Origin of the sequence: Alloalcanivorax marinus, from assembly GCF_016785095.1 — a bacterium.
Taxonomy (GTDB): Bacteria; Pseudomonadota; Gammaproteobacteria; order Pseudomonadales; family Alcanivoracaceae; genus Alloalcanivorax; species Alloalcanivorax marinus_A.
In genome coordinates this window covers 93,853-114,810 of the sequence record NZ_JAEKJB010000011.1, presented here as the reverse complement: position 1 = coordinate 114,810, position 20,958 = coordinate 93,853, and the positions used below count along the sequence as shown (strand labels likewise).

The window sequence follows — 20,958 nt, the reverse complement described above, 5'->3', positions numbered from 1 at the left end:
TAACCGGTAAAAACCGAGATGGAATCGACTTTGCGGTTAGGTGCCGTCACCGCTAACAGCCACATTCTCAATCAACTGGATATTGCTCTGGTCCACCCCAGAAACGGTGACGGAAATCCCCCCAAGGCCCACACCCAGGGTCTGAAGCAACGGATTGATCAGAGCTTGCGCGAGACTGTTCACTACCCCATTAAGTAAGGCCTGAAGTGCATCCGTGATCGGCTGAAGAAGAACCCCGAGATCGAGCCCCAAAAGCTCGACTTTCTTTAATTCCACGCCCAGATCAAGACCGCCCAATCCAGCCCCCTGGTCCTCCCACTCCTGCCTTGCACAGCCGCTCTCGGGAGAGCAATAGAGAGGGTATCGAGGATCTAACGTCACGGTTTGATTCTCAGCGGGGACGGAAACATCTAGGCCGGCGGTCAGTTGTATAGCAGGGTCAAGCACCGGAATCAGACCAAAGAACAAGCGTAATCTTCCGACCTGCGCGTCTATATCCTCCTGGTTGAATGACCCGGAAGGCCCCACCGAGCCGGTCGCGATCCTTGCCACTTCCCGTTCCAGTTCAACGGTGACCTCGACATCATTGTTGTTACTCTTAGCGCAATCCGCCGCCACAAAGGCACCTTGGCCACCGCCAACGGCGACGGCCAGAGGTATATTGAGACTGGCCAGATTCAGTGAGGCAAGCCCCAGGTCCACGTTCAAAAGCTCAACATCGGCGGCCAGAGCCAAAGTGATATCCGGCGCATGGAAACGGGTAACCCATTCATCCGTTTCCCCACGACGCGCCGGGCCAATGGCGACGGTCGGGGGTTCGCCTACATGAAGCCCGACATCCACCGTGTTGATATTCGCCAGAAGGGGAATCGATAGGTTGTCGATATTGATTGGCAAATCCAGAATGCCGTCACTGCCTGGCTGCTGTTGTTCAGCAATGTTCAAGACCAGACTAATAACAACGTCATAGAGAGGAAATTCACTGTTTTCAGGAACCCGGCTTTCACCAACCACGCTGAGGATATCGCCGACTTTTATGGTCTCTATACCGGCGGCACCGGCAATATCATCCAGCGTTCGCCCCAGGGAAGTGGTCACTCCGGATATAGTACTCAACGCACCAGCCAGTTCATCACCGCCCAAAGGCAAAAGACCGGCAATGTCATTAACGCCCAGAGTGTTAAGCAACTCACCCAGTTCTACCGTCGTGTTCTGCAAGCTAGAAAGACTGGTCGGATCCAGCGTGTAAGCGGCGTCACCGAGCACCGCCCCCAGAAGCGATCCCAACAGACCACCTCCGACGCCAGCTGTACTGCCGGCGGCGCTGAGTGTCGCGACGGCTTCCTTACGAACCGCCGCGGAAACCTCCATATCAACGCTGCCCAATTGGGTTTCCGGCAGCAGCATTGATATTCGCGCGGAGCGCCGATAACTAACGTGGACCGCGTTGCTCTGGTCCAGAAACGGCATGGTACGGAATTCGATATCGCCGTCCCCATCGCTGTCCTGAAGAAGCCCGGCCTGTACAACCAGATCTCCGTCTTCCCCCGTGAACCCTTGGCCACGGGCGGCCGTCAACGCTCGCTGGCGTATCGTCGCCATATCGACGTCCTGACCGCCGCAGGTTTGTACGCCGTCAGCGGCGGCGGTGGCGGCGGCATTAACCTGACTCTGCATATCCTGGCGCAATGAATAAAGGCGCGCGCCGTCGAGGGCCATCGTGCTAAGAAGCACGACGATCACCATAAGCAGCGGAGTAACAAAGGTTAGGGCGCCACGCTGCCGTCTCATTTCAATTCTCGTTAAGGGTCTGCTCACCGAAGCTGTCCGGGATCGGCTGATTGAAGCTCTCCGAAAGCCGGCGCTGGGTCTGCACGTACACGGGCACGGAAAGTTCGCTTTCCTCGGCTTTAGGCGAACGACGCTGCTGGTTCAGAGCCCGTTCAGTAGCGGTGGTCGAGCGTTCCTTCACCACCACGCCGGCGAGGCCGTATTCGGGGGTTTCAGCTTCGCCGGCCAGGGCCAGGGCAGGAATCATGATGAATAGCGCGAGCCCGTATTTCATTGCACGCTCCTGAAAGTAGCGGCGAGACGTTCCGCGTAGGCGCGTTCCTCGCCATCGAAGTCGTATTCCTGGGTCATCCACTGCAAACCCGCCCAGTTTTCGGTGAGCAGGTAGGCCACCGCCAGATTCTGGCGAACCGGACCCTGGCCATCGCCTAGCTCCATGGCGGTACGCAATTCGTAAGCGGCGTCCTGATACTCGCCGACCATGAGCAGCACATAGCCGTAGTCGTTGCGTACCTGAGCCGAGGCCGGCGTGGCGCGACGCGCCTGTTCGAGCTGGTCCAGCGCCGCCATGACCTCATTCTTCTTGAGCAGCACCATGCCCAGGCCGTGATGACCGCGCCCGCTTTCACATTCGCGGACCAGGCCGCGAAAGATCCGCTCCGCTTCATCCAGACGGCCAGTGGAGGCCTTCAACTGACCGTATCGCACCCAGTGATCGACGGTGGACAACGGTCGCGCTTCCAACTGCGCAAGAGCCGCGTGGTTGTGCTCACGGGCCATAAGGGTGTCAACACGGTCCAGCTGCACCTGTTCCTCGGGCTGAATTTTGGCGTTGCAGGTCAGGTTTTCCGGCGCGCCGGTATTCAGGTTATCGGGCGGTGGCGGCTGGTAAGCACAGCCGGTAGCGAGCAACGCCGCCGTGAACCCCACAATGAATGCTCGCATCCTTTCACTCCCTTCTTTTTAGCCCGTTAACGCTTCGCCAATGGAAATGACCGCTGGCCCGCCGATCAGAATGAACAGCGCCGGCAGCATGAAGGCCATCATGATCACAGTCATCTTCGCCCCGATCCGATTGGTTTCTTCCTGGATGCGGTTGCGTTCGACCTTTTGAGCTTCCTCGATGATCTGGTCCAGGCTGTCGGATACGCCGGCACCAAGCTGGCTGCTTTGCTTCATCAGCACCACATAGCTGCGCAGCACTGGAATACGGCGGTTCTCGCCCAGTTCGTCCAGCGCCTGGGTACGTTCGGCGCCGGATTCCATCAACCGGTTGAACCGGTCGAGGCGCATGGCCAGCATGGGAATCATCGGTCGGCCTTGCGCGGCGATGAGGCGCAGTACCCGTTCCAGTGACAGGCCAGCTTCCATCAGCATGCGTGTGAGATGACACAACTCCACCGCTTCGATGTTTTGCCTTTGTTCGGCCCGGCGGCCCATGGAACGGATCGTGCGTCGCGGCAGTAAAAAGGCGCCCGCCGCCACCAACATGCCGCCCATGGGGCCCAGGAAGACAAAACCACCAAACACCACAATGGCGGGGATAAGCCAGCAATAGACCAGATAGAGCACCTGGGATTGTTCCCGGTGGCGCCCGGTGGCGGAGAACGCCTCCTGCATCTCCCGAAAATCCTCCCGTGCCAGTGAAGATTCCGTCAGGCGGGTGGCGAACCGGCTCAGCCAGAACGAAGAGGATTCCGCCTCCACGTCACCGGCGTTTCTCAAACGGGCGTGCACACGCCCCTTCCGCGCCCAACGAGGTGCCATGAACCAGGCAACCCAGACGGCCAGTAATGCCATGATCATGGCGGCGAAGAACCAGAGATTAATCACGGCCGACCCCCTGGATCATTCGCCAGATCAGAATCATGCCCAGCGCCTGCAACCCGCCGGCCACGCCCAGCATCCAATGCCCCGTGGTGCTGTTCAGCAATACGTCCGAGTAGTTTTCGTTGATCAGGATCATGTAGCCCGCCAGTCCTAACGGCAGCAATGCGAAAGCGGCGGCGGTGAAGCGGATCTCGGCGGTGGCCGCCATGAACTCGCGACGGAGCTCCTGTTGCGAACGCAGGGATTCGGAAACCTGTTTGAACACCGGCTTAATGGATGAACCGAACCGCGCCGAGGTACGCAGGGCAATGGAAACCAGAACCAGGGAGGGCACTTGGTAAAGTTGTGCGAAGTCCTCGAACAGTCCGGTGTAATCCCGACCGGACTCCACCGCGCTGCGCAACCGGAAGTTGAGCGGATCGAAGACCGGCGGTGCGTCTCGAAACGCTTCCACCAGGGCATTTTCCAGAGAACGTCCGGCGCTCATGTAGCGTAGTACGGAATCAATGATGCCGGGCAGTTCCTCATAAATGCGTCGCCGCTGTTGCTGGAAACGAAAGCGCCAATACATCCAAAGCATAACCGCCAACAGCCCGGCCGTGATCGCCACCACCAGCGGCCCTTTCAACGAAGCGACCACGGCCAGGAACCCCATCAGCAGGATGCCGACAAGCACCAGCTTTTGGCGGGGTATCTGAATATCGGCGCGCAGAAGCACCTGCTCCAGAGCGGTGAGCTTCACCCGGGCAATAGCGTCGTCGCTTACCGGGCCGGCGTCGATCATTCGGCGCCGCACGTTCTCATTGAGCACGCGCCGCGACCGATAATGAAACCAGAGTGCCTGCACCGCCAGAACCAGCAGGGCCAGCACGGCCAGGGTCTGGGCGGCGGCGAGCAGGGCGACGCTATTCATGGTCCTGGCTCCGATAGAGATAATCCATGTGGTAGGCATCGGTTTCGGTGGGGCTCAGCGACACCACATCACTGACCATGCGCTTACCATCTGGCCGGCGCACCAACTGGATAATGATGTCCAGCGCCGAGCCGATCAGCCGGCCGATGGCCTTTTCGCTGGCGTCATAACCGCTGACCGCCAGCAACGTTTCAATTCGAACCAGGGCATCGCGGGTGCTGTTGGCGTGGATGGTACTCATGGAACCTTCGTGACCGGTGTTCATGGCTTGAAGCAATTCAATGATTTCCGCGGAACGGACTTCGCCGAGAATGATGCGGTCCGGGCGCATCCGCAGCGCATTGACGACCAGTTCCCGGGCGGTGATGCGGCCCTTGCCTTCGGTATTCGCGGGCCTGGTTTCCAGCCGCACCACGTGGGGGTGATGCAACACCAGCTCGGCGGAATCCTCGATGGTAAGAATGCGTTCCTGGCGGGGGATATGCTGGCTGATCAGATTCAGCATGGTGGTCTTGCCGGTCCCCGTGCCGCCGCTGACGATGATATTGCGGCGCGATTCCACCGCCCGTATCAGCACCTCAAGGCATGCCTCGGTCATGGAGCCGCTGTTGATCAGCTCCCGGGCGGTAAGGTGGTTGCGGGTGAACTTCCGGATACTGATGGTGGGCCCGTCGAGCGCCAGCGGCGGGATGATCGCATTGACCCGGGAGCCGTCCGGCAGGCGGGCGTCGACCATCGGGCTGGCCTCATCCAGCCGCCGACCCAATGGCGCCAGCATGCGCCGGATCACCCGGATCACGTGCTCATCATTGATGAAGCGGGTGCGTGCCCGCTGCAGTACACCGGCGACTTCCACGAACACATCCTTCGGCCCGTTGACGAGAATGTCGTTGATGCTTTCGTCGGCGAGCAGTGGCTCCAGGGGACCATAGCCCACCACTTCGTTCAGCGTGTCCCGGGAGAGCTGATTGAGGTCGCGCGTGGACAGCGGCACCCGGTTCTGGGAAATAAACTGGCTCAGGTTGTGGTGCACGAACTCAGCAAGAGTATCGACCTTGGTGCGCCCTACCTCGATGCCCTCCTCGTCGAGCCGCTCAACCACCCAGCGGTGAGCACGCTCCTTGAGTTCCTGATATTCCTGATCAATACGACCGGGCACGGCTTAGCTCCCCAGAACACGCGTCAGCAAACCGCCCTTTCGCGATTTCTCCATTCCGCCGTCCAGGGCATCGAGTACCGCCCCGAGGTGGCGGCTGTAGGCACAACGTGGTGATTGTTCGAGAATCGGCCGGCCGGAGTTGATCGCCATCAACCGGTGGCGCCAGTCCATGGGCAGCGTGCCGGCCAGCGGCGCGCCCACCGTTTCACCCAGCTCCTCCAGATCCGGCGGCACCTTGCTGTCGTAGCCGTCGATGACCAGGCCGATTTCCGCATTGCGGCCCAGGTGCGAGCGCCAGTCCTGCACCAGGCCGCGAGCCGCGTGGGCCTGCTCCACCAGGGGCTGCATGGCGACCATGAGATGGCGCGTGTGTACACCCAGGGCGCGAATCCAGTAGTTGCTTTCCAGCACGCCCACGTTGATGACGATATGGTCGAACATCTGCATCAGCCGGTTCAGGGCGATGAACAGATCCGCGCTGCGATCTCCCTGAAAATCCTGTGTGCCGGCGCCGCCGGCGAGCAGCCTCAGGCCCGGGCGGTATTCCTCCAGGGCGGTGCCGATCAGGGTTTCGTCCAGGGTCTCCGGGCTGGTGATCAGGTTATCGAGGGTAAACTGGTTGCTGGCGTCGAGATAAAACACGCTTCGCTCGCCGGCCTGGGTATCAATCGCCAGACAGCGCCACTCCGGGTGGCGGCGGTTTATACCCAGAGCCAGGCTCTGGGTCAGGAAGCGGGTATCCACGGTCGGGTCCGCGCCGGCCACCAGGGTGAGGTTGTTTACCGCCGAACGGGTCTCGTCGCCATAATGACCGCTGCGCACCAATTGGTGCCGGCGCAGACGGTCACGGATTTCAGCGGCGTCGTTACCGGCCAGAAAACAGTCGCGGGCACCGGCACGCATGCTTTGCAGCAGCAGCTCCTGATTGGCATAGCCGCATACGGTGATCACCGTTACCCAGGGGCGCGCGCTGGTGAGGGCGGTGATGATGGCCAGGGACTGGTCCAGGTCTTCCTCGTTGACTTCGACCAGCACCAGATGGGCGGTGGTCGCTTCCAGCAGGCGCAGAACCCGGGTCATATCTCCACGGCTGACGAATTCGAGCCGGAACGGCTCCTCGACGCTTCGTTCCAGCCAGGCTTTGATGCCCGGGTCATCGACCACGGACAGGACAATATCGTTATCGCTCATGGCTCACCAGCTCACTCCGTGACGAATGGGTTGCGAACCGCGCCGCGGTTCCGTGGCCATGTCCAGCCACCCGGTGCTGCTTTCGTGATAGGCGCCACCGGGCAGGGTGACCGGAGGACGGCCGGCCTTGCGCGGCGTCACCAGGTGCGGCGTGACCACCATGACGAGTTCCTTATCGTCGCGGGAAATGCGGCTGGAGCGGAAGAACGCGCCCAGCACCGGGATGTTGCCCAGGCCCGGGATGCGATCACTGTTATTAACCGTGCTCCGGCTCACCAGCCCACTGATGATGAAGGTCTCGCCGGGCGCCAGGGAGACCGTGGTCTCCGCGCGCCGCACGCGCAGGCCGGGCACCGCCACGCCACCGGTTTCCACGCCGGCGGAGTAATCCAACTCGCTGACCTCGGGTGCCACCTTGAGAATAATCTGTTCTCCGCTGATTACCGTGGGAGTCAGGCTGAGGCCGACACCGAACTCCTTGTACTCAACCTGGATGCCATCGTTGGAGCTGCGGGTCGGCACCGGAAACTCACCACCGGAAAGAAAGGAAGCGCTTTGGCCACTGAGGCTGGTGAGCGAGGGCTCCGCCAACGTGTAGGCGAAACCGCCACCTTCGAGAGCGTTGATGATGGTCAGGGAATTGCTGCCAAAACCAAACAGGTTGAAGCCATCCGCGTTGATCGGCGCCTGGGCGCCCCCCGGGCCCGAAAAGCCCCGATAGCTGGTGCCCGGCGGGGCGATGCCAATGGCGGAGTCGCCGCCGTCAAACAGGTTGGCGTAGTAAACGCCCAGGCTGTTGAGCTCCGAGCGGCTTACTTCCAGCACACGGATATCGGTTTGTACCTGGGTTCCGAACGGCAAACTGCCGCCCAGGGTCGTGGCCACCGCCACGCTGCTGCGCAGGGGCGCCTGGCGATCACGGACCCAGATGGTCAGTTCGGCGGAGCCCTCCTGGATGGCGGTCAACAGGACTTCGCGGTCGCCGCTCACCGTCAGTCTGGCGACCTCCGGGTTCGATGTGGCCACTTTGGTGATCGGCCCCGGGAAGGTCAGGACTTTCTGATCGCCGGGGGCGAGCCTGGTGGAGCTTCCCATGGGTTCCGCCAGAACAGCCACCGACCAGCACAACGCCAGTACGGCAACGAAAGCGGATCTGCATCGCCTAGCGAACATAGGTGCTCCTTGATTCAGCTCCCTCGAACACCTGAACACGGCGCCCCGGCGAAGCACGCGGCGCCGGTGCCCGCGCCTTGGGCGGCTCCGGGAAGAAGTCCTCGAAATAGAAAGGTTCGGCTTTGTCTTCGGTGTCGTTCATCGCCACGGAGGTAGCGCGCCGATCATCGGCGGCCGGGCCTTGTTCAGGAGTGGGTTGTGACGCCGGCCCCTCGTCCTGGCCACCGACCACGGCGAGGCGGAGCTTCCCTTCGGAGGAAGCCAGCATCAGCGCGGAGACTCTCGCCTCCGGCACCGACAGCACCACGGTGTCGTTGCGGCGATTGTTGTCGTCGTCGCTGTCGACATTGTTCATCACGCCACGCACCGCCAGCACCTCGATGCGCTTGAGCATCACCAGAGCCACCGGCGCGTCCTTGTCGGAACGACGGAAAGCGGTAATCACGTCAACACGGTCGCCGGGCCTCAGCAGCCCCCCGGCCACGGTGACATTGTCCACGGGAATGGCGATGGCGCGATGCCCACGGGGCAAGCTGGGGGGCAGAGAGCCACCGGTTTCCAGATGGTGGGCGGCGAGCAGCTCCCCGGCGCGCACGGTGCTCTGCACCTGCTGCCCGGCGATGGCCTCGTCGGCGCTCAGCGCCCCGGTGATGGGCGAATCCGCGGACACCACCGCCAAATTGTCGGCGGTGAGGGTCTCTCCCGCTTCCACCGGTTCTCGCACCACCCAGTATTCGTGGGCCGCTTCTTCACCGGCTGCAGGCGCCAACGGCGCGCTCCGCTCGGCGGAAGTCGGTTCCGGCTCCCGGCTCAGGCCCACCAGGGCCAGAATCAGGGCCAGTAACGCCAGCAACAGTGCCGGCAGGGTGTACAACAGCTTCGATCCCATAACCCCTCCAGAACCTCCCTGTTTCTTGGCAACTGGTAAGACGAGGTCAGAAAGCCGCGTGCGCCTCCGCCGTCAGGGTATCCGGCAAGGGAGGGAAGGTGCCGAGCATGCCGAAGCTCATCACCGGCACGATCGGATTGGCCTTGTAGTCATAGGTCAAGGTACACCGAAGCATTTCCACTCCCCCGACTCCCCCGACGGTTTCCACACCGCAGGCACCGTCCCCCGGTGACATGCTTTTCAACGGCTCGGGCTGCTTCGCGAGCAGCCCGCTCAGGGCATTCAGGGCACGACTTTCCACTTGAGTTTGCAGTTCTGAGGTAGCGTAGGCTGAGCGATCCACGTACAGCGCCGTGGCCACCGACCGGTCCACCACGCTCTGCAGCCGGTACTGGCTGAAGAACACAATGCCGTAGATGGCAGCGCCATACAGCATGGCTACCACGAAGGGGAAGAGCATCAGAAATTCCAATGCCACGGCCCCTTCGTGGGCCTTCGCTGGCGTTTGGCGACTACCACCAACAATGAACATCACCCAAAGCCTTAATCTAGGGGTTGGGGTTCTTATTGGTTGCGTCGGTAAATAATTGTGTAAACGCCGTCTGCAAAGTCGTCTGGACGGTATCGTTGGTAGCCAGAATGCCAACAACAAAGATGATGGCCGCAGCCAGAACAATATATTCGAGGGCACTGGCACCACGCTGCTTGTCGGCACGGGTAGGCGCGACGGAGTACAGACGGGCCGCCAGTTTCTGAGTAGTGAGTCGAATGTTAGTGATCGCTTTCATAGTGAGCTCTCCATGGCACTTTGTTGTGGAATCAGTAACGAATCCTTTCCCGATAGTAGACATTCTGTGAGCGTGATCACAATGACTGAATTTGCCATGATTTTCTGTCTCCCCCACTAAATCAATGAGTTAGCTGATATGGCCGGATGATAAGTGGCACCGTGAGAGCGACGACCGGTGGGTACCCGTCCCAAATTACCGGACATCAAGCGCTCGACGACACACCCTCGCCGGCCTCACGTTCGTACCAATATGGCGAAATGGTGGGCGTTTCGGAAGATATTCTTTGTATTGTTATGAAATTTTTTGTTTCTTGGAATTTTTATGACAGAGGTCGGTTTTCCAGGCACACAAAAAACCCGACGTAGTGTGAACCACGTCGGGTTTTTTGTTGCCCCTTGCCAGGCGGGAAGCTTACTTAATCTTCGCTTCCTTGTAGATCACGTGCTTACGCACCACCGGATCGAACTTCTTGGTCTCCATCTTTTCGGGATGCAGACGCTTGTTCTTGGTGGTGGTGTAAAAGTGACCCGTGCCCTCGGAGGACACCAGACGGATCTTTTCGCGAATCGGACCTGCCATGATTCAGTTCCTCCCGGCCTTTAAACCCGCGCGCCGCGGGCGCGGATATCGGCCAGCACGCTGTCGATACCCTTCTTGTCGATGATGCGCATCCCTTTGGAGGACACACGCAGACGCACGAAGCGCTTTTCGCTTTCCACCCAGAAACGGTGGTAGTGGAGGTTCGGCTCGAAGCGGCGTTTGGTCTTGATGTTCGAGTGGGACACATTGTGACCCGTTACCGGCCGCTTGCCGGTCACCTGGCAAACCTTGGACATGATTCTTGCTCCCGTGAAACATACTTTGGGGCGGGGCAGCCCCGGAAAAGGCGCGTTTTATACCATCCCATTGGCCGTTGTTCAAGCAAAGAGTGGCGTTCAGACCCAACCGCGCCGGCTGAAGGACTCCCAATGGCCGTCGCCGATCACCAGATGATCCAGCACCCGCACGTCCACCAGATCCAGCGCCTTGCGCAGCCGGTCGGTGACGTCGCGGTCCGCCTGGCTGGGCTCGGCCACCCCGGACGGGTGGTTGTGCGCCACGATCACGCTGGCCGCGTTGTATTCCAGAGCCCGCCGCACCACCTCCCGGGGATAGACCGCGGCGCCATCAACGGTGCCGTAGAACATTTTCTCGAAACCGATCACCCGGTGCTTGTTGTCCAGGAACAGGACGGCGAACACCTCGCGGGGCTCACCGCGCAACTCCGCGGTCAACAGACGCGCCGCCGGTTCCGGATTATCCAGGCTGAAGCCGCGCTCAAGCTCCTCCGCCAGATAGCGCCGGCCCATCTCCAGGGACGCCAGCAACAGCGCCCGGCGCCCCACGGAAGCCAGCCCGGGCAGCCGCGCCATCCGGGACGGCGGCAGGTCCAACAGTTTGCGCAGCCCGCCGGCGCGGTGCAGCAGCCCCCGCCCCACATCCACCGCGGTGCGCCCGCGGCTGCCGGTGCGCAAAAAAATCGCCAATAATTCCGCGTCGCTCAGGGCCGACGCCCCGCGCGCCAGAAGTTTCTCCCTCGGCCGCTCGTCCTCGGGCCAGTCGCTGATCGCCATTGTCCGCCTCCTTGGACCGTGACCGCCCACCCGGCCACGGCATCACTACGCTTGGTCATACCTTGGTGCTACCCTAGGACCCCTCTGAGAGTCACCACCCCATTACACCAAGCCACCCACGGACCCTGGCAGACGACATCGGCTCCGAATCGTGTCAGCCAAATCCCAAAACACTGTACGGAATAACAGTATGCAGCGACTGGTCAACAAGCGAATCCTCCTCGGCGTGACCGGCGGCATCGCCGCCTACAAAGCCGCCGAACTGGTCCGCCGACTGCAGGATGCCGGCGCCGAAGTGCGCGTGGTGATGACCCAGGGCGCCTGTGAGTTCATCACCCCCCTGACCATGCAGGCCCTGTCCGGCCACCCGGTGCATACCGATTTGCTCGACCCGCGCGCCGAAGCCGCCATGGGCCACATCGAACTGGCCCGCTGGGCGGACCTGGTGCTGATCGCCCCGGCCTCCGCCAACTTCCTGGCGCGCCTGGCCTACGGCCACGGCAACGATCTGCTCAGCACCCTGTGCCTGGCCACCGGCGCGCCCATCGCCGTGGCGCCGGCCATGAACCAGCAGATGTGGGCGGACGCCGCCACCCAGAAGAACCAACTGATTCTCCAGGAAAAGGGCATTCATATATTCGGCCCCGGTGATGGCAGCCAGGCCTGCGGCGAAGTGGGTCCGGGCCGCATGCAGGACCCGGAAACGATCATCCACCAGGCGGCGGACGTGTTTGACTACGACCTGCTCACCGGCCGCCATGTGGTGATCACCGCCGGTCCCACCCGGGAGCCAATCGACCCGGTGCGCTACCTGACCAACAAAAGCTCCGGCAAGATGGGCTTCGCCCTGGCGGCGGCCGCCGCCGAGGCCGGCGCCCGCGTGACCCTGATCGCCGGGCCGGTGTCGCTGCCCACCCCCAACCGGGTACGGCGGATCGACGTGGTACGCGCCGAGGAAATGCACCAGGCGAGCCTGGACGCGGTGGAAGACGGTTGCGACATCTTCATCGCCACCGCCGCGGTGGCGGACTACCGCCCCACGGTCACCGCCGATCACAAGATCAAGAAGTCCACCGAGGAAATTCACCTGACCCTGGTGAAGAATCCGGACATCATCGCCGCGGTGGCCAGCCACGCGAAACGCCCCTTCACGGTGGGCTTCGCCGCCGAAACCCAGGACGTGATCCAGTACGCTCAGGGCAAGCTGGAAAACAAGAACCTGGACATGATCGCCACCAACGACGTCTCCGGCAGCGACGTGGGCTTCAACAGCGACAACAATGCCCTGACCGTGATCTGGCCCAATGGCCACAAGGTGTTGCCGCTGGCTTCCAAGGCGCAGATCGCCAAGCAGTTGATCGAGCTGATCGCCATCCGTCAGGGCTGAGGCATGCCCCGCTCAGGACATCCGGAACGGCGCCTTGCCTTTATCGTTGTTGGCCTCCACCAGCCGCACCAGCTGTGACAACAAGGCCGCCCGCTCCGGCTCCGGCAGGGCCTCGATGGTGCGGTCGTGGGCGCGCTGCGCCGCCGCGTCCACCCGCTTGATCAGAGCCCGCCCCTTGCGCTCCAGCTTCACCAGCTTAACCCGCCGGTCACTTTCGCTGCGCCGGCGCGACACCAGTTCACGGGCTTCAAGGCGGTGGATCACCTCCGCCACGCTGGTCCGTTCCAGACCGATCTCCGTGGCCAGGCCCACCTGATCCAGTTCACCGCGATCCGCCAGTGTGGTCAGCAGGCTGTACTGAACCGGCGTGATATTGAAATCCCGCGTCTCTTCCAGAAACAACGCGCAGTGAATCTGATGCAGGCGACGAATCAGGAAACCGGGTCGGTCCAGCAGCGAGGACCGGGGAGCATTCGCGGGCGGCGATTGTGAAGCGTCCATCAACATTCCTTTTGCAAGGTTCGGTGCGTCCGGGCCTATTGCACCCCAGCCAGGGCAGCCGCGCAACAAGCGCCGGCCCGGTGCATTTAAATAAGTGGTATGCCCCTTAATGCGACACTCGTATACTCGCCGTCCCACCATATAAGAGGCATACCACTCATATAGATCAATAATTGCCCACCAGAAACTCATTTATTTTCAATGGATTACATTACCCCTGGATAAATTTTCCGCGCCCTTGGCATATCCATTGCAGCAGACGCCGTATCACAAGGACCAAAAGGACAGCGCAAACAATGGCGGATCTGCTGATCAAAGGCGGGCATGTGATCGACCCCGCCCAGAACATCGACGCCCCCCGGGACATACTGGTCACCGACGGACGCATCGAGGCCGTGGTAGCCCCCGGCACGGTCGCCGCGCCGGGGGCGGACGTTATCGACGCCAGCGGCAAACTGGTGATCCCCGGCATGATCGACACTCATGCCCACGTATTTCAGTACGTGACCGGTCGCTTCGGGCTCAACCCGGATCTGTGCGGGGTTCGCTCCGGCGTCACCACCCTGATCGACCAGGGCGGCCCGTCGTGCATGACCCTGCCGGCGTTCCGGGAGCACATCGCCGGAGGCCACCACTCACGGACCTTCGCGTTTCTTTCCACCTATCTGGTCGGCGGCCTGGAAGGCCATTACTACCCCTCGCTGTACAAGCCCGATTGCGTGGACGTGGAAGCGACCGTTACCTCGGCGCTGGCCAACGCGGACCTGGTAAAGGGCTTCAAGGCCCACGCGGAAATCGGCGGTATGTCACGCTGGGGGCTGGATGTGATGCGCCAGTGCGCCGAAATCGGCAAACGGGCCGGTCTGCCGCTGTACATCCACTTCGGCCAGCTCTGGCCATTGCCCGAGGACAAACACCCCATCGACCCGGATTCGGTGCTCCGCGACGTGGTGCCGCTGCTCAAACCCGGTGACATTCTGGCCCACCCGTTCACCCGCCACCCCGGCGGCTTCGTGAATAGCGAGGGCAGGGTGCACCCGATGGTTCGCGAGGCCCTGGAGCGGGGCCTGAAGGTGGACGTCGGGCATGGCTCGCACTTCAGTTTCAAGATGGCCCGCATCGCGCTGGACGCGGGCATCGTGCCGCACACCCTGGGCGCCGACATGCACGGCTACAACACCCATGTGCCGCACCCCGCGGGCACTCCGGAGGAGCACACCGACAAGGAACACATGTTCTTTGGTAAGCAGCGCTTCTCCCTGGCTTCGGCGATGACCTCCATGCTGGCCCTGGGCCTGCCCCTGATGGAGGTGGTGAAGATGGTCACCACCAATGTGGTGGCGAATTTCGGCCTGCCGGACGAGCTGGGCTCCCTGACCCCGGGCAACCCGGCGGACATCAGCGTGCTGAACGATCACCGCGGGCGCTTCTCATTGCGCGACAACGAGGACACCGTGGTGGCCGCGGACCGGCTGCTGAGTCCGGCGTTCTGCCTGGTCGATGGCGTGCGCCATGACGCCGACGCTCCGATCCTGCCGGATCTGACGAGGAATGCGGTATGACACCCGCCACCCTCGCCGCGCCCTTCGCCGACGCCTTCTGGCATGATCTGGTGACACGCCGTCAGGCGCTGCCGGATCTGCCCGAACGCACCTTGCTGCATGCCGGCCCGCCACTGCGCGGCGCCGTACCCACCGCCGTGCGCAACGCGGCGGTGGTGGCCGCTCTGTTCGAGGGGCTGGCCGGCAGCTCCGCCGAGGCTCTGGAACTGCTCAAACAGGGCCACCTGACCCTGGCCCCGGCCCAGGACCATGGCGTGGTGACCCCGCTGGCCCAGGTGGTCAGCGCCAGCATGCCGTTGATCGCGGTGGGCGAGGGCGCCGCCACCCGTTATGCCCCCCTGGTGGAAGGGCCGCCGCCGGCGGCACGGTTCGGCACCCTGAGCACGGACGGCGCCGCCCGTTTCCGCCATCTGGCACGGCTGGCCGCCGACCATCTGGCGCCGGCGGTACGCGCCCGCCCCCTGGCCGTGGAACCGGTAGTGACCGAGGCGCTTGCCCAGGGCGACGACTGCCACTCCCGTACCGGCGCGTTGACGCGGGCCTTGCTGGACCGGTTGCCCGGCCTGCCGGAGGCGATCCGCGCGGAGCTGGCCAATAACGCCTCCTTCGCGCTGACACCGCTAATGGCCGCCGCCGCCTGGCGGCTCCACGACGCGCCGATTACCGCCATCGGCGGCAACGGGGTGGATTTCGGCCTGCGCGCGCGTGGCGCCAGCCAATGGCGCACGGCGCCGGCGACACCGCCCCGCGGCACCCTGCTGCCCGGCGCCGACGAAGCCAATGCCCTCGGCGCCATTGGCGACAGCGCGGTCATTGACGCCTGCGGCCTCGGCGGCCAGGCACTGGGCCTCGCGCCGACTCTGCTCGAGGAATGGGCCGACAGCCTGCCCGACTACGCGGCGCGACGCCGGCCCCTGTTCGAGCTCGCCAGCGGCACCCTGGACCCGGAAAGGATTCTCGCCGATGGCCGCCCTCCCATCATCAACCTGGCGATTCTCGGTCGCGACGAGGCCTCCGGCCTGATTGGCCGGGGTTTCCATCAGCCCCCGCTCAGCCTGTTCGACCTGCCGGAGACCGTCTCATGAATCTGGAAACGACCCTGGCCGGGCGCGTCGCCGTGGTCACCGGCGGCGCCCTGGGCATCGGCTTCGCCGCCGCCGAGCGCCTGGCCCGACGCGGTGCCAGCGTGATCATCGCCGACCGCGACGGCGCCGAGCAGGCCGCCACGCGGCTCCGCGACCAGGGCCTGGCCGTCGAGGGCCTGGCGGTGGACGTGGCCTCGGAAGCGGATACCGCCATGCTGGCCGGCACCGTCACCGACCGTCATGGCCGCCTGGACATCGTGCTCAACAACGCCGGCATTTATTCATCACTGAAGCCGGCGCCGTTTGAAACCCTGGAGCCGGAAGAATGGCGCCGCGTATTCGACGTCAACGTAATCGGCATCTTCCTGATCTGCCGGGCTTTGCTGCCTCTGCTCAAGGCCAGCGACCATGCCCGCGTCATCAATATCGCTTCCGGGGTGGCCTTCAAGGGCAACCCCTGGATGGCCCATTACGTGGCCAGCAAGGGGGCGGTTATTTCCCTGACCCGGGCGCTGGCCACCGAGCTGGGCGCCCATGGCATCACCGTCAACGCGGTGGCGCCGGGCTTCACGCTCAGCGATGGCGTGCACGGCAACCCGGAGCTGGTGGACGGCGTCAAGGAACCGTCCCTGCGCAACCGGGTACTGGCCCGCGACATGCTGCCCGCCGACCTGGTGGGCGCCATCGAGTTCTTCGCCGGCGATCCGTCCGCCTTCATTACCGGCCAGACGCTGGTGGTGGACGGCGGCGCCTACTTCCACTGACCCCGAGGCCTTCCCATGACCGCCACCATTCCCGTTATTGATCTGGCCCCGGCACTCGAAGGCGACCCCGAGGCGCGCCTGCGCGTGGCCCGGGAGATCGATGCCGCCTGCACCCGGGTGGGTTTTTTCACCATTCGCGGCCACGGCGTGCCGCTGGCGGTGATCGACCGTCTGCGCGAACAGGCCAGCGCCTTTTTCAACCTGCCGCTGGACGAGAAGTTGCGCGCCCAGCCGGATGACGTTTCGGTGCCACGGGGCTACCGCGCCATCGGCTTCGAGGCACTGTCCTACGGCAACACCATCGAGACCCCGCCGGACCTGAAGGAGTACTACCACTTCGGTCGCCCGGACTGGCCGGACGAGCCCTATTACACCAGCGACCAGGGGCAACGTTTCTTCGTGCCCAACCGCTGGCCGGCGCGGCCCGCGGCGTTTGCCGAGGCCGCCGCTGACTACTACCGGCGGGTGGAAAAACTGGCCGAACAACTGATGGCGCTGACCGCCCTGGCGCTGGGCCTGGACGAGGATTTCTTCGCCGACAAGATCGATCGCCATATCACCGCCATGCGCATCAATTTCTATCCGGAGCAGAAAGAAGCCCCGGAACCGGGACAACTGCGTGCCGGCGAACACACCGACTACGGCCTGCTCACCATTCTCAACGGCGAGAACAAGCCCGGTGGCCTGCAGGTTCAGGTGCGCGACGGCGAGTGGATTCCGGTGGAAACGGCGCCGGACACCTTCGTGGTCAACATCGGCGATCTGCTGATGCGCTGGACCAATGACCGCTGGGTTTCCAACGTGCACCGGGTGGTGAATCCCCCGGCCAGCGCCGCCTCCATGTCGCAACGCATTTCCATTGGCTTTTTCCACCACCCCAACTACGACGCCCTGATTGAAAGCGTGGCGGCGCCGGGGGAAGCCAAGTATCCGCCGGTTCTGTCCGGCGAGTACCGCGACGAAAAATACCGGGTGACCCGCAGCTGATAACGCGGCACTCCGATGATTTCTTTTTTCCCACAAGAGGGTATACGCAGCATGACTTCCACCAAGGTTCTTCACGCTCTGCGCGCGCTGGGGTTCGCCGGCGCCTTGTCCGCTGGCCTGGCCGTGGCCGGCGCCCACGCCGCCGATCTGCGCTTCGCCGCCGACTGGGCGTTCCAGGGTCCCCAGGCTCCATTCCTGTTGCCCCACGAGAACGGCTGCTATGACGAGGCCGGCCTGGACGTGGTCACCGACCGGGGCTTCGGTTCCGGCGACACCATCACCAAAGTCAGCACCGGCGCCTATGACATCGGCTTCGCCGACATCAACGCCATGCTGGAATTCAACACCCGCAATCCGGATGACGCCCTGATCGCCATCTTCGTGATTTACGACGGCTCACCGCTGTCGATCATTACCCGCAAGGACACCGGCGTCGAAAAACCGGCGGACCTGGTGGGCAAATCCATCGCCGCGCCGCCGGGGGATGCATCCCGGCGCCTGTTCGGCCTGCTCGCCAAGGCCAACGGCTTCGACGAAGACTCGGTGAACTGGAAAAGCGTCTCGCCGGAACTGCGCGAGAGCACCCTGGCCCGCAAGCAGGCCGACGCCATCGCCGGCCACGCCTTCACCGGCTATATCGGCGCCAAGGCCGCCGGCGTGCCCGAGGATCAACTGGTGGTGATGCGTTACGCGGAAAACGGCGTGCCCCTGTACGGCAGCTCCCTGGTGACCCGCCCCGGGTTCGCCGAGGAACATCCGGAAGCGGTGAAGAAGTTCATCGGCTGCGTGGCGCAGGCGTTCATGGAAAGCGCCAGGGACCCGGAAGGCACCATCGAGGTGCTCGCCAAGAAGGACCCGCTCACCGACAAGACCGTGGAGCAGGAGCGCCTGCAGTTGTCCCTGGACTGGTCCGTGGCCACGCCCTGGGTGGTTGAGCACGGCATGAGCAACGTGGACGCCAAACGGCTGGCGGACACCACCCGTGGCGCCGCCCAGGCGCTGGGCATCGCGGTGCCGGCGCCGGACACCGTCTATACCGACGCCTACCTGCCGCCCCGCGACACCCTGAAATGGTCCGCCGAGTAATCGCATGGGATATCCAGCCATGGTCAATACGCTCCCGCCGACGCCGGAGGAACCGGCGTCGGGCGGCCAGCGTCCGTTCGTCGAGCTCACCGACGTCAGCCTCACCTACGGCGACTTCGGCGAAGGGCTGCTGGCCCTCAAGGATTTCAACCTTTCCGTGGGCCAGGGCGAATTCTGCGCGCTGGTGGGCCCTTCCGGCTGCGGCAAGTCGACCACGCTGAAACTGGTGAGCGGGTTGCGCCAGCCGGATGCCGGCGGCGTTATCGTCGCCGGCAAGGAGGTCAGCAAGCCGCTGAAGATCGTCGGCATGGCGTTCCAGAACCCGACGCTGCTGCCCTGGCGCACGTCCCTGGACAATGTGCTGTTGCCGCTGGAAATCGTCGACCCCCACCGGCGCCGTTTTCGCAAGGAGCGCGCGCGTCATGTGGAACGGGCAATGGCGCTGTTCGACAAGGTCGGCCTCAAGGACGTGGCCGACCGCTTCCCCTGGCAGCTCTCCGGCGGCATGCAGCAGCGGGTATCGCTGTGCCGCTCGCTGATTCACGAGCCGGACCTGCTGCTGCTCGATGAGCCGTTCGGGGCGCTCGATGCCTTCACCCGGGAGGACCTGTGGGACACCGTGAAAGCGCTTTGGGAGGAACGGAAGTTCACTACCCTGCTGATCACCCATGACCTCACCGAGTCGGTGTACATGGCCGAGACCGTGCACGTGTTGTCCGCGCGCCCGGGCCGGGTGATTCATTCACAGCGCATTCCCGCCCACCTGCGACGCACTCGCGAGGATCGCTTCTCGCCGGCATTCGCCGACACCGTCCATCGGCTCCGCCAGCACGTGGGCCACGCCCAGGAGAACCCATCATGAACCGACGCAAACTGCGCCAGGCGATGAGCCCCTGGATCACCGCCGGCGGCTTCTTCGCGGTCTGGGAAGTGGCCTGCCTGGCGTTTGATATCCCGCAATCGATCCTGCCGTCGCCCACCGACTCGGTGAAGGCGGGCATCGAGTTCTGGCCGGTGATTCTGTCCGCCTCGATGCAGACGCTTTACACCACCCTGGTGGGCTTCTTCATCGCTCTGGTGGTGGGCGTGGCCCTGGGCGCCCTGGTGGGCTCCAGCCAGGCCATGTACCGGGCCACCAACCCGCTGCTGATCGGCTTCAACTCGGTGCCCAAGGTGGCCATGGTGCCGGTGCTGGTGATGTGGTTCGGCATCGGCTCGGTGCCGGCGATTCTTACCGCCTTCCTGACCGCGTTCTTTCCGATCCTCGCCAACGTGGCCACCGGCATCGCCACCCTGGAACCGGAACTGGCGGATGTATTGCGTTCGCTGGGCGCGAAACGCGGTGTGATTCTGCGCAAGGTGGGCCTGCCCCGGGCACTGCCCTATCTGTTCGCCTCGTTGAAGGTGGCCATCTCGCTGGCGTTCGTCGGCTCGGTGATCGCCGAGATGGTGGCCAGCGATGGCGGTATCGGCTACCTGCTGCTGACCGCCAGTTCCTCGTTCCGGGTACCGTTGGTGTTCGCGGCGCTGCTGGTGGTGGGGGTGCTCGGTATCCTGATGTACGTGATCGCCGACCTGATCGAACGGCGCTCCACCCGCTGGGCGACCCGGGGCGGCGGCTCCCTGTGAGCCGCCCCTCGCCGGCGGGGCTTCCCCCTTGGTCGGACTCTGCAAAGGATGGCACCCGGTGTTAAAGTAACGGCCCGAATGGCCCGAACGGAGAGCCCGACACCGTGGAACTGCAATACCGCCTTCTCGACCCGCGCCTGGGCGACCAATTCCCATTGCCCGCCTACGCCACCGACGGCTCCGCGGGCCTGGATCTGCGCGCCATGGTCGAGGCGCCACTCACTCTCAACCCCGGTGACACGACCCTGCTGCCCACCGGCCTCGCCATCCATATCTCCGACCCGGCCTACGCCGGCCTGATCCTGCCGCGCTCCGGGCTTGGCCATAAGCACGGCATCGTGCTCGGCAACCTGGTGGGGCTCATCGACTCCGATTACCAGGGCCAGTTGATGGTGTCGTGCTGGAACCGGGGGCAAGCTCCGTTCACCGTGGAACCCGGTGAGCGGATCGCGCAACTGGTGGTGGTGCCGGTCATGCAGGTGGCACTGCGTCAGGTGGAAAGCTTTGAAGACAGTGAACGGGGTGAGGGCGGTTTCGGTCACAGCGGCCGCCATTAAGGTGAACGACAATGGGCGCTGGGGGGCGTCCATCGCGGCTGAAGCCGTGA

At 63.5% G+C, this 20,958-nt stretch carries 24 protein-coding genes; 9 read left to right on the top strand and 15 right to left on the bottom strand.

Going from position 1 to position 20,958, the window contains the following annotated elements; translation table 11 throughout:
- Positions 1 to 36: 36 nt before the first annotated feature.
- The 14 genes from JF515_RS16165 to radC all read right to left on the bottom strand — a co-directional run bounded on the left by JF515_RS16165 (position 37) and on the right by radC (position 11,350).
- Positions 37 to 1,791, bottom strand: coding sequence for a hypothetical protein (locus tag JF515_RS16165; protein WP_203105499.1), 1,755 nt, complete (start codon positions 1,789 to 1,791; stop codon positions 37 to 39).
- 1 nt (position 1,792) lies between these two features.
- Positions 1,793 to 2,065, bottom strand: a complete 273-nt coding sequence (locus JF515_RS16160; protein WP_203105498.1) for a hypothetical protein — start codon at positions 2,063 to 2,065, stop codon at positions 1,793 to 1,795.
- Positions 2,062 to 2,736 (bottom strand): tetratricopeptide repeat protein, encoded by a 675-nt coding sequence (locus JF515_RS16155; RefSeq protein WP_203105497.1) that lies wholly within the window; start codon positions 2,734 to 2,736, stop codon positions 2,062 to 2,064. Before JF515_RS16155 ends, JF515_RS16160 begins: the two co-directional genes overlap by 4 nt.
- An 18-nt stretch (positions 2,737 to 2,754) precedes the next feature.
- Positions 2,755 to 3,624 (bottom strand): type II secretion system F family protein, encoded by an 870-nt coding sequence (locus tag JF515_RS16150; RefSeq protein WP_203105496.1) that lies wholly within the window; start codon positions 3,622 to 3,624, stop codon positions 2,755 to 2,757.
- Positions 3,617 to 4,534 (bottom strand): type II secretion system F family protein, encoded by a 918-nt coding sequence (locus tag JF515_RS16145; RefSeq protein WP_203105495.1) that lies wholly within the window; start codon positions 4,532 to 4,534, stop codon positions 3,617 to 3,619. Before JF515_RS16145 ends, JF515_RS16150 begins: the two co-directional genes overlap by 8 nt.
- Positions 4,527 to 5,693 carry an ATPase, T2SS/T4P/T4SS family gene (locus tag JF515_RS16140; RefSeq protein WP_203105494.1) on the bottom strand — a complete coding sequence of 389 codons (1,167 nt, stop codon included), beginning with the start codon at positions 5,691 to 5,693 and terminating at the stop codon, positions 4,527 to 4,529. The genes JF515_RS16145 and JF515_RS16140 overlap by 8 nt, the downstream gene beginning before the upstream one ends.
- A gap of 3 nt (positions 5,694 to 5,696) precedes the next feature.
- Positions 5,697 to 6,884 carry an AAA family ATPase gene (locus tag JF515_RS16135; protein ID WP_203105493.1) on the bottom strand — a complete coding sequence of 396 codons (1,188 nt, stop codon included), beginning with the start codon at positions 6,882 to 6,884 and terminating at the stop codon, positions 5,697 to 5,699.
- Between the two features lie 3 nt (positions 6,885 to 6,887).
- Complete coding sequence (locus JF515_RS16130) at positions 6,888 to 7,979, bottom strand: type II and III secretion system protein family protein (protein WP_238401125.1); 1,092 nt, start codon at positions 7,977 to 7,979, stop codon at positions 6,888 to 6,890.
- A 67-nt stretch (positions 7,980 to 8,046) separates the two neighbouring features.
- On the bottom strand, positions 8,047 to 8,946 hold the full coding sequence (gene cpaB / locus JF515_RS16125; RefSeq protein ID WP_203105491.1) for a Flp pilus assembly protein CpaB: 900 nt from the start codon (positions 8,944 to 8,946) through the stop codon (positions 8,047 to 8,049).
- Positions 8,947 to 8,992: 46 nt separating this feature from the next.
- The gene (locus tag JF515_RS16120) at positions 8,993 to 9,418 is read right to left on the bottom strand and encodes a hypothetical protein (protein ID WP_203105490.1); all 426 of its coding nucleotides are present in this window, start codon (positions 9,416 to 9,418) and stop codon (positions 8,993 to 8,995) included.
- Between the two features lie 76 nt (positions 9,419 to 9,494).
- A complete protein-coding gene (locus JF515_RS16115; protein ID WP_203105489.1) occupies positions 9,495 to 9,734 on the bottom strand; it encodes a Flp family type IVb pilin in 240 nt (79 codons plus the stop codon).
- A gap of 414 nt (positions 9,735 to 10,148) precedes the next feature.
- Entirely contained in the window at positions 10,149 to 10,316 is a 168-nt protein-coding gene (rpmG, locus tag JF515_RS16110; RefSeq protein WP_138773780.1) for a 50S ribosomal protein L33, read from the bottom strand.
- Between the two features lie 20 nt (positions 10,317 to 10,336).
- Positions 10,337 to 10,573, bottom strand: a complete 237-nt coding sequence (gene rpmB, locus JF515_RS16105) for a 50S ribosomal protein L28 (RefSeq protein WP_161382569.1) — start codon at positions 10,571 to 10,573, stop codon at positions 10,337 to 10,339.
- 99 nt (positions 10,574 to 10,672) lie between these two features.
- Complete coding sequence (gene radC / locus JF515_RS16100) at positions 10,673 to 11,350, bottom strand: RadC family protein (protein WP_203105488.1); 678 nt, start codon at positions 11,348 to 11,350, stop codon at positions 10,673 to 10,675.
- Between the two features lie 190 nt (positions 11,351 to 11,540).
- Between radC and coaBC the strand changes: the two genes are divergently transcribed.
- Positions 11,541 to 12,737 carry a bifunctional phosphopantothenoylcysteine decarboxylase/phosphopantothenate--cysteine ligase CoaBC gene (coaBC, locus tag JF515_RS16095; RefSeq protein WP_203105487.1) on the top strand — a complete coding sequence of 399 codons (1,197 nt, stop codon included), beginning with the start codon at positions 11,541 to 11,543 and terminating at the stop codon, positions 12,735 to 12,737.
- Positions 12,738 to 12,749: 12 nt separating this feature from the next.
- On the opposite strand, the gene JF515_RS16090 is transcribed toward coaBC, so the two are convergent.
- A complete protein-coding gene (locus tag JF515_RS16090; RefSeq protein ID WP_203105486.1) occupies positions 12,750 to 13,238 on the bottom strand; it encodes a MarR family winged helix-turn-helix transcriptional regulator in 489 nt (162 codons plus the stop codon).
- A 296-nt stretch (positions 13,239 to 13,534) separates the two neighbouring features.
- Between JF515_RS16090 and JF515_RS16085 the strand changes: the two genes are divergently transcribed.
- The 8 genes from JF515_RS16085 (at position 13,535) to dut (ending at position 20,908) form a co-directional block, all read left to right on the top strand.
- Positions 13,535 to 14,800 carry an amidohydrolase/deacetylase family metallohydrolase gene (locus JF515_RS16085; protein ID WP_203105485.1) on the top strand — a complete coding sequence of 422 codons (1,266 nt, stop codon included), beginning with the start codon at positions 13,535 to 13,537 and terminating at the stop codon, positions 14,798 to 14,800.
- Complete coding sequence (locus JF515_RS16080) at positions 14,797 to 15,885, top strand: DUF1116 domain-containing protein (RefSeq protein ID WP_203105484.1); 1,089 nt, start codon at positions 14,797 to 14,799, stop codon at positions 15,883 to 15,885. Before JF515_RS16085 ends, JF515_RS16080 begins: the two co-directional genes overlap by 4 nt.
- Positions 15,882 to 16,649 (top strand): SDR family NAD(P)-dependent oxidoreductase, encoded by a 768-nt coding sequence (locus JF515_RS16075; protein ID WP_203105483.1) that lies wholly within the window; start codon positions 15,882 to 15,884, stop codon positions 16,647 to 16,649. The genes JF515_RS16080 and JF515_RS16075 overlap by 4 nt, the downstream gene beginning before the upstream one ends.
- Positions 16,650 to 16,664: 15 nt before the next feature.
- On the top strand, positions 16,665 to 17,636 hold the full coding sequence (locus tag JF515_RS16070; RefSeq protein WP_203105482.1) for an isopenicillin N synthase family dioxygenase: 972 nt from the start codon (positions 16,665 to 16,667) through the stop codon (positions 17,634 to 17,636).
- Positions 17,637 to 17,687: 51 nt separating this feature from the next.
- The gene (locus tag JF515_RS16065; protein WP_203105481.1) at positions 17,688 to 18,722 is read left to right on the top strand and encodes an ABC transporter substrate-binding protein; all 1,035 of its coding nucleotides are present in this window, start codon (positions 17,688 to 17,690) and stop codon (positions 18,720 to 18,722) included.
- Positions 18,723 to 18,741: 19 nt separating this feature from the next.
- Complete coding sequence (locus JF515_RS16060) at positions 18,742 to 19,584, top strand: ABC transporter ATP-binding protein (RefSeq protein WP_203105480.1); 843 nt, start codon at positions 18,742 to 18,744, stop codon at positions 19,582 to 19,584.
- A complete protein-coding gene (locus tag JF515_RS16055) occupies positions 19,581 to 20,351 on the top strand; it encodes an ABC transporter permease (protein ID WP_203105479.1) in 771 nt (256 codons plus the stop codon). The genes JF515_RS16060 and JF515_RS16055 overlap by 4 nt, the downstream gene beginning before the upstream one ends.
- Positions 20,352 to 20,455: 104 nt before the next feature.
- Positions 20,456 to 20,908, top strand: a complete 453-nt coding sequence (gene dut, locus JF515_RS16050) for a dUTP diphosphatase (protein ID WP_203105478.1) — start codon at positions 20,456 to 20,458, stop codon at positions 20,906 to 20,908.
- Positions 20,909 to 20,958 lie beyond the last annotated feature (50 nt).

Coding starts and splice junctions, on each gene's coding strand:
- JF515_RS16165 (WP_203105499.1), bottom strand. CDS start 1,791: ATGAGACGGCAGCGTGGCGCCCTAACCTTTGTTACTCCGCTGCTTATG.
- JF515_RS16160 (WP_203105498.1), bottom strand. CDS start 2,065: ATGAAATACGGGCTCGCGCTATTCATCATGATTCCTGCCCTGGCCCTG.
- JF515_RS16155 (WP_203105497.1), bottom strand. CDS start 2,736: ATGCGAGCATTCATTGTGGGGTTCACGGCGGCGTTGCTCGCTACCGGC.
- JF515_RS16145 (WP_203105495.1), bottom strand. CDS start 4,534: ATGAATAGCGTCGCCCTGCTCGCCGCCGCCCAGACCCTGGCCGTGCTG.
- JF515_RS16135 (WP_203105493.1), bottom strand. CDS start 6,884: ATGAGCGATAACGATATTGTCCTGTCCGTGGTCGATGACCCGGGCATC.
- JF515_RS16130 (WP_238401125.1), bottom strand. CDS start 7,979: ATGGGAAGCTCCACCAGGCTCGCCCCCGGCGATCAGAAAGTCCTGACC.
- cpaB (WP_203105491.1), bottom strand. CDS start 8,946: ATGGGATCGAAGCTGTTGTACACCCTGCCGGCACTGTTGCTGGCGTTA.
- JF515_RS16115 (WP_203105489.1), bottom strand. CDS start 9,734: ATGAAAGCGATCACTAACATTCGACTCACTACTCAGAAACTGGCGGCC.
- rpmG (WP_138773780.1), bottom strand. CDS start 10,316: ATGGCAGGTCCGATTCGCGAAAAGATCCGTCTGGTGTCCTCCGAGGGC.
- rpmB (WP_161382569.1), bottom strand. CDS start 10,573: ATGTCCAAGGTTTGCCAGGTGACCGGCAAGCGGCCGGTAACGGGTCAC.
- radC (WP_203105488.1), bottom strand. CDS start 11,350: ATGGCGATCAGCGACTGGCCCGAGGACGAGCGGCCGAGGGAGAAACTT.
- coaBC (WP_203105487.1), top strand. CDS start 11,541: ATGCAGCGACTGGTCAACAAGCGAATCCTCCTCGGCGTGACCGGCGGC.
- JF515_RS16090 (WP_203105486.1), bottom strand. CDS start 13,238: ATGGACGCTTCACAATCGCCGCCCGCGAATGCTCCCCGGTCCTCGCTG.
- JF515_RS16085 (WP_203105485.1), top strand. CDS start 13,535: ATGGCGGATCTGCTGATCAAAGGCGGGCATGTGATCGACCCCGCCCAG.
- JF515_RS16080 (WP_203105484.1), top strand. CDS start 14,797: ATGACACCCGCCACCCTCGCCGCGCCCTTCGCCGACGCCTTCTGGCAT.
- JF515_RS16075 (WP_203105483.1), top strand. CDS start 15,882: ATGAATCTGGAAACGACCCTGGCCGGGCGCGTCGCCGTGGTCACCGGC.
- JF515_RS16070 (WP_203105482.1), top strand. CDS start 16,665: ATGACCGCCACCATTCCCGTTATTGATCTGGCCCCGGCACTCGAAGGC.
- JF515_RS16065 (WP_203105481.1), top strand. CDS start 17,688: ATGACTTCCACCAAGGTTCTTCACGCTCTGCGCGCGCTGGGGTTCGCC.
- JF515_RS16060 (WP_203105480.1), top strand. CDS start 18,742: ATGGTCAATACGCTCCCGCCGACGCCGGAGGAACCGGCGTCGGGCGGC.
- JF515_RS16055 (WP_203105479.1), top strand. CDS start 19,581: ATGAACCGACGCAAACTGCGCCAGGCGATGAGCCCCTGGATCACCGCC.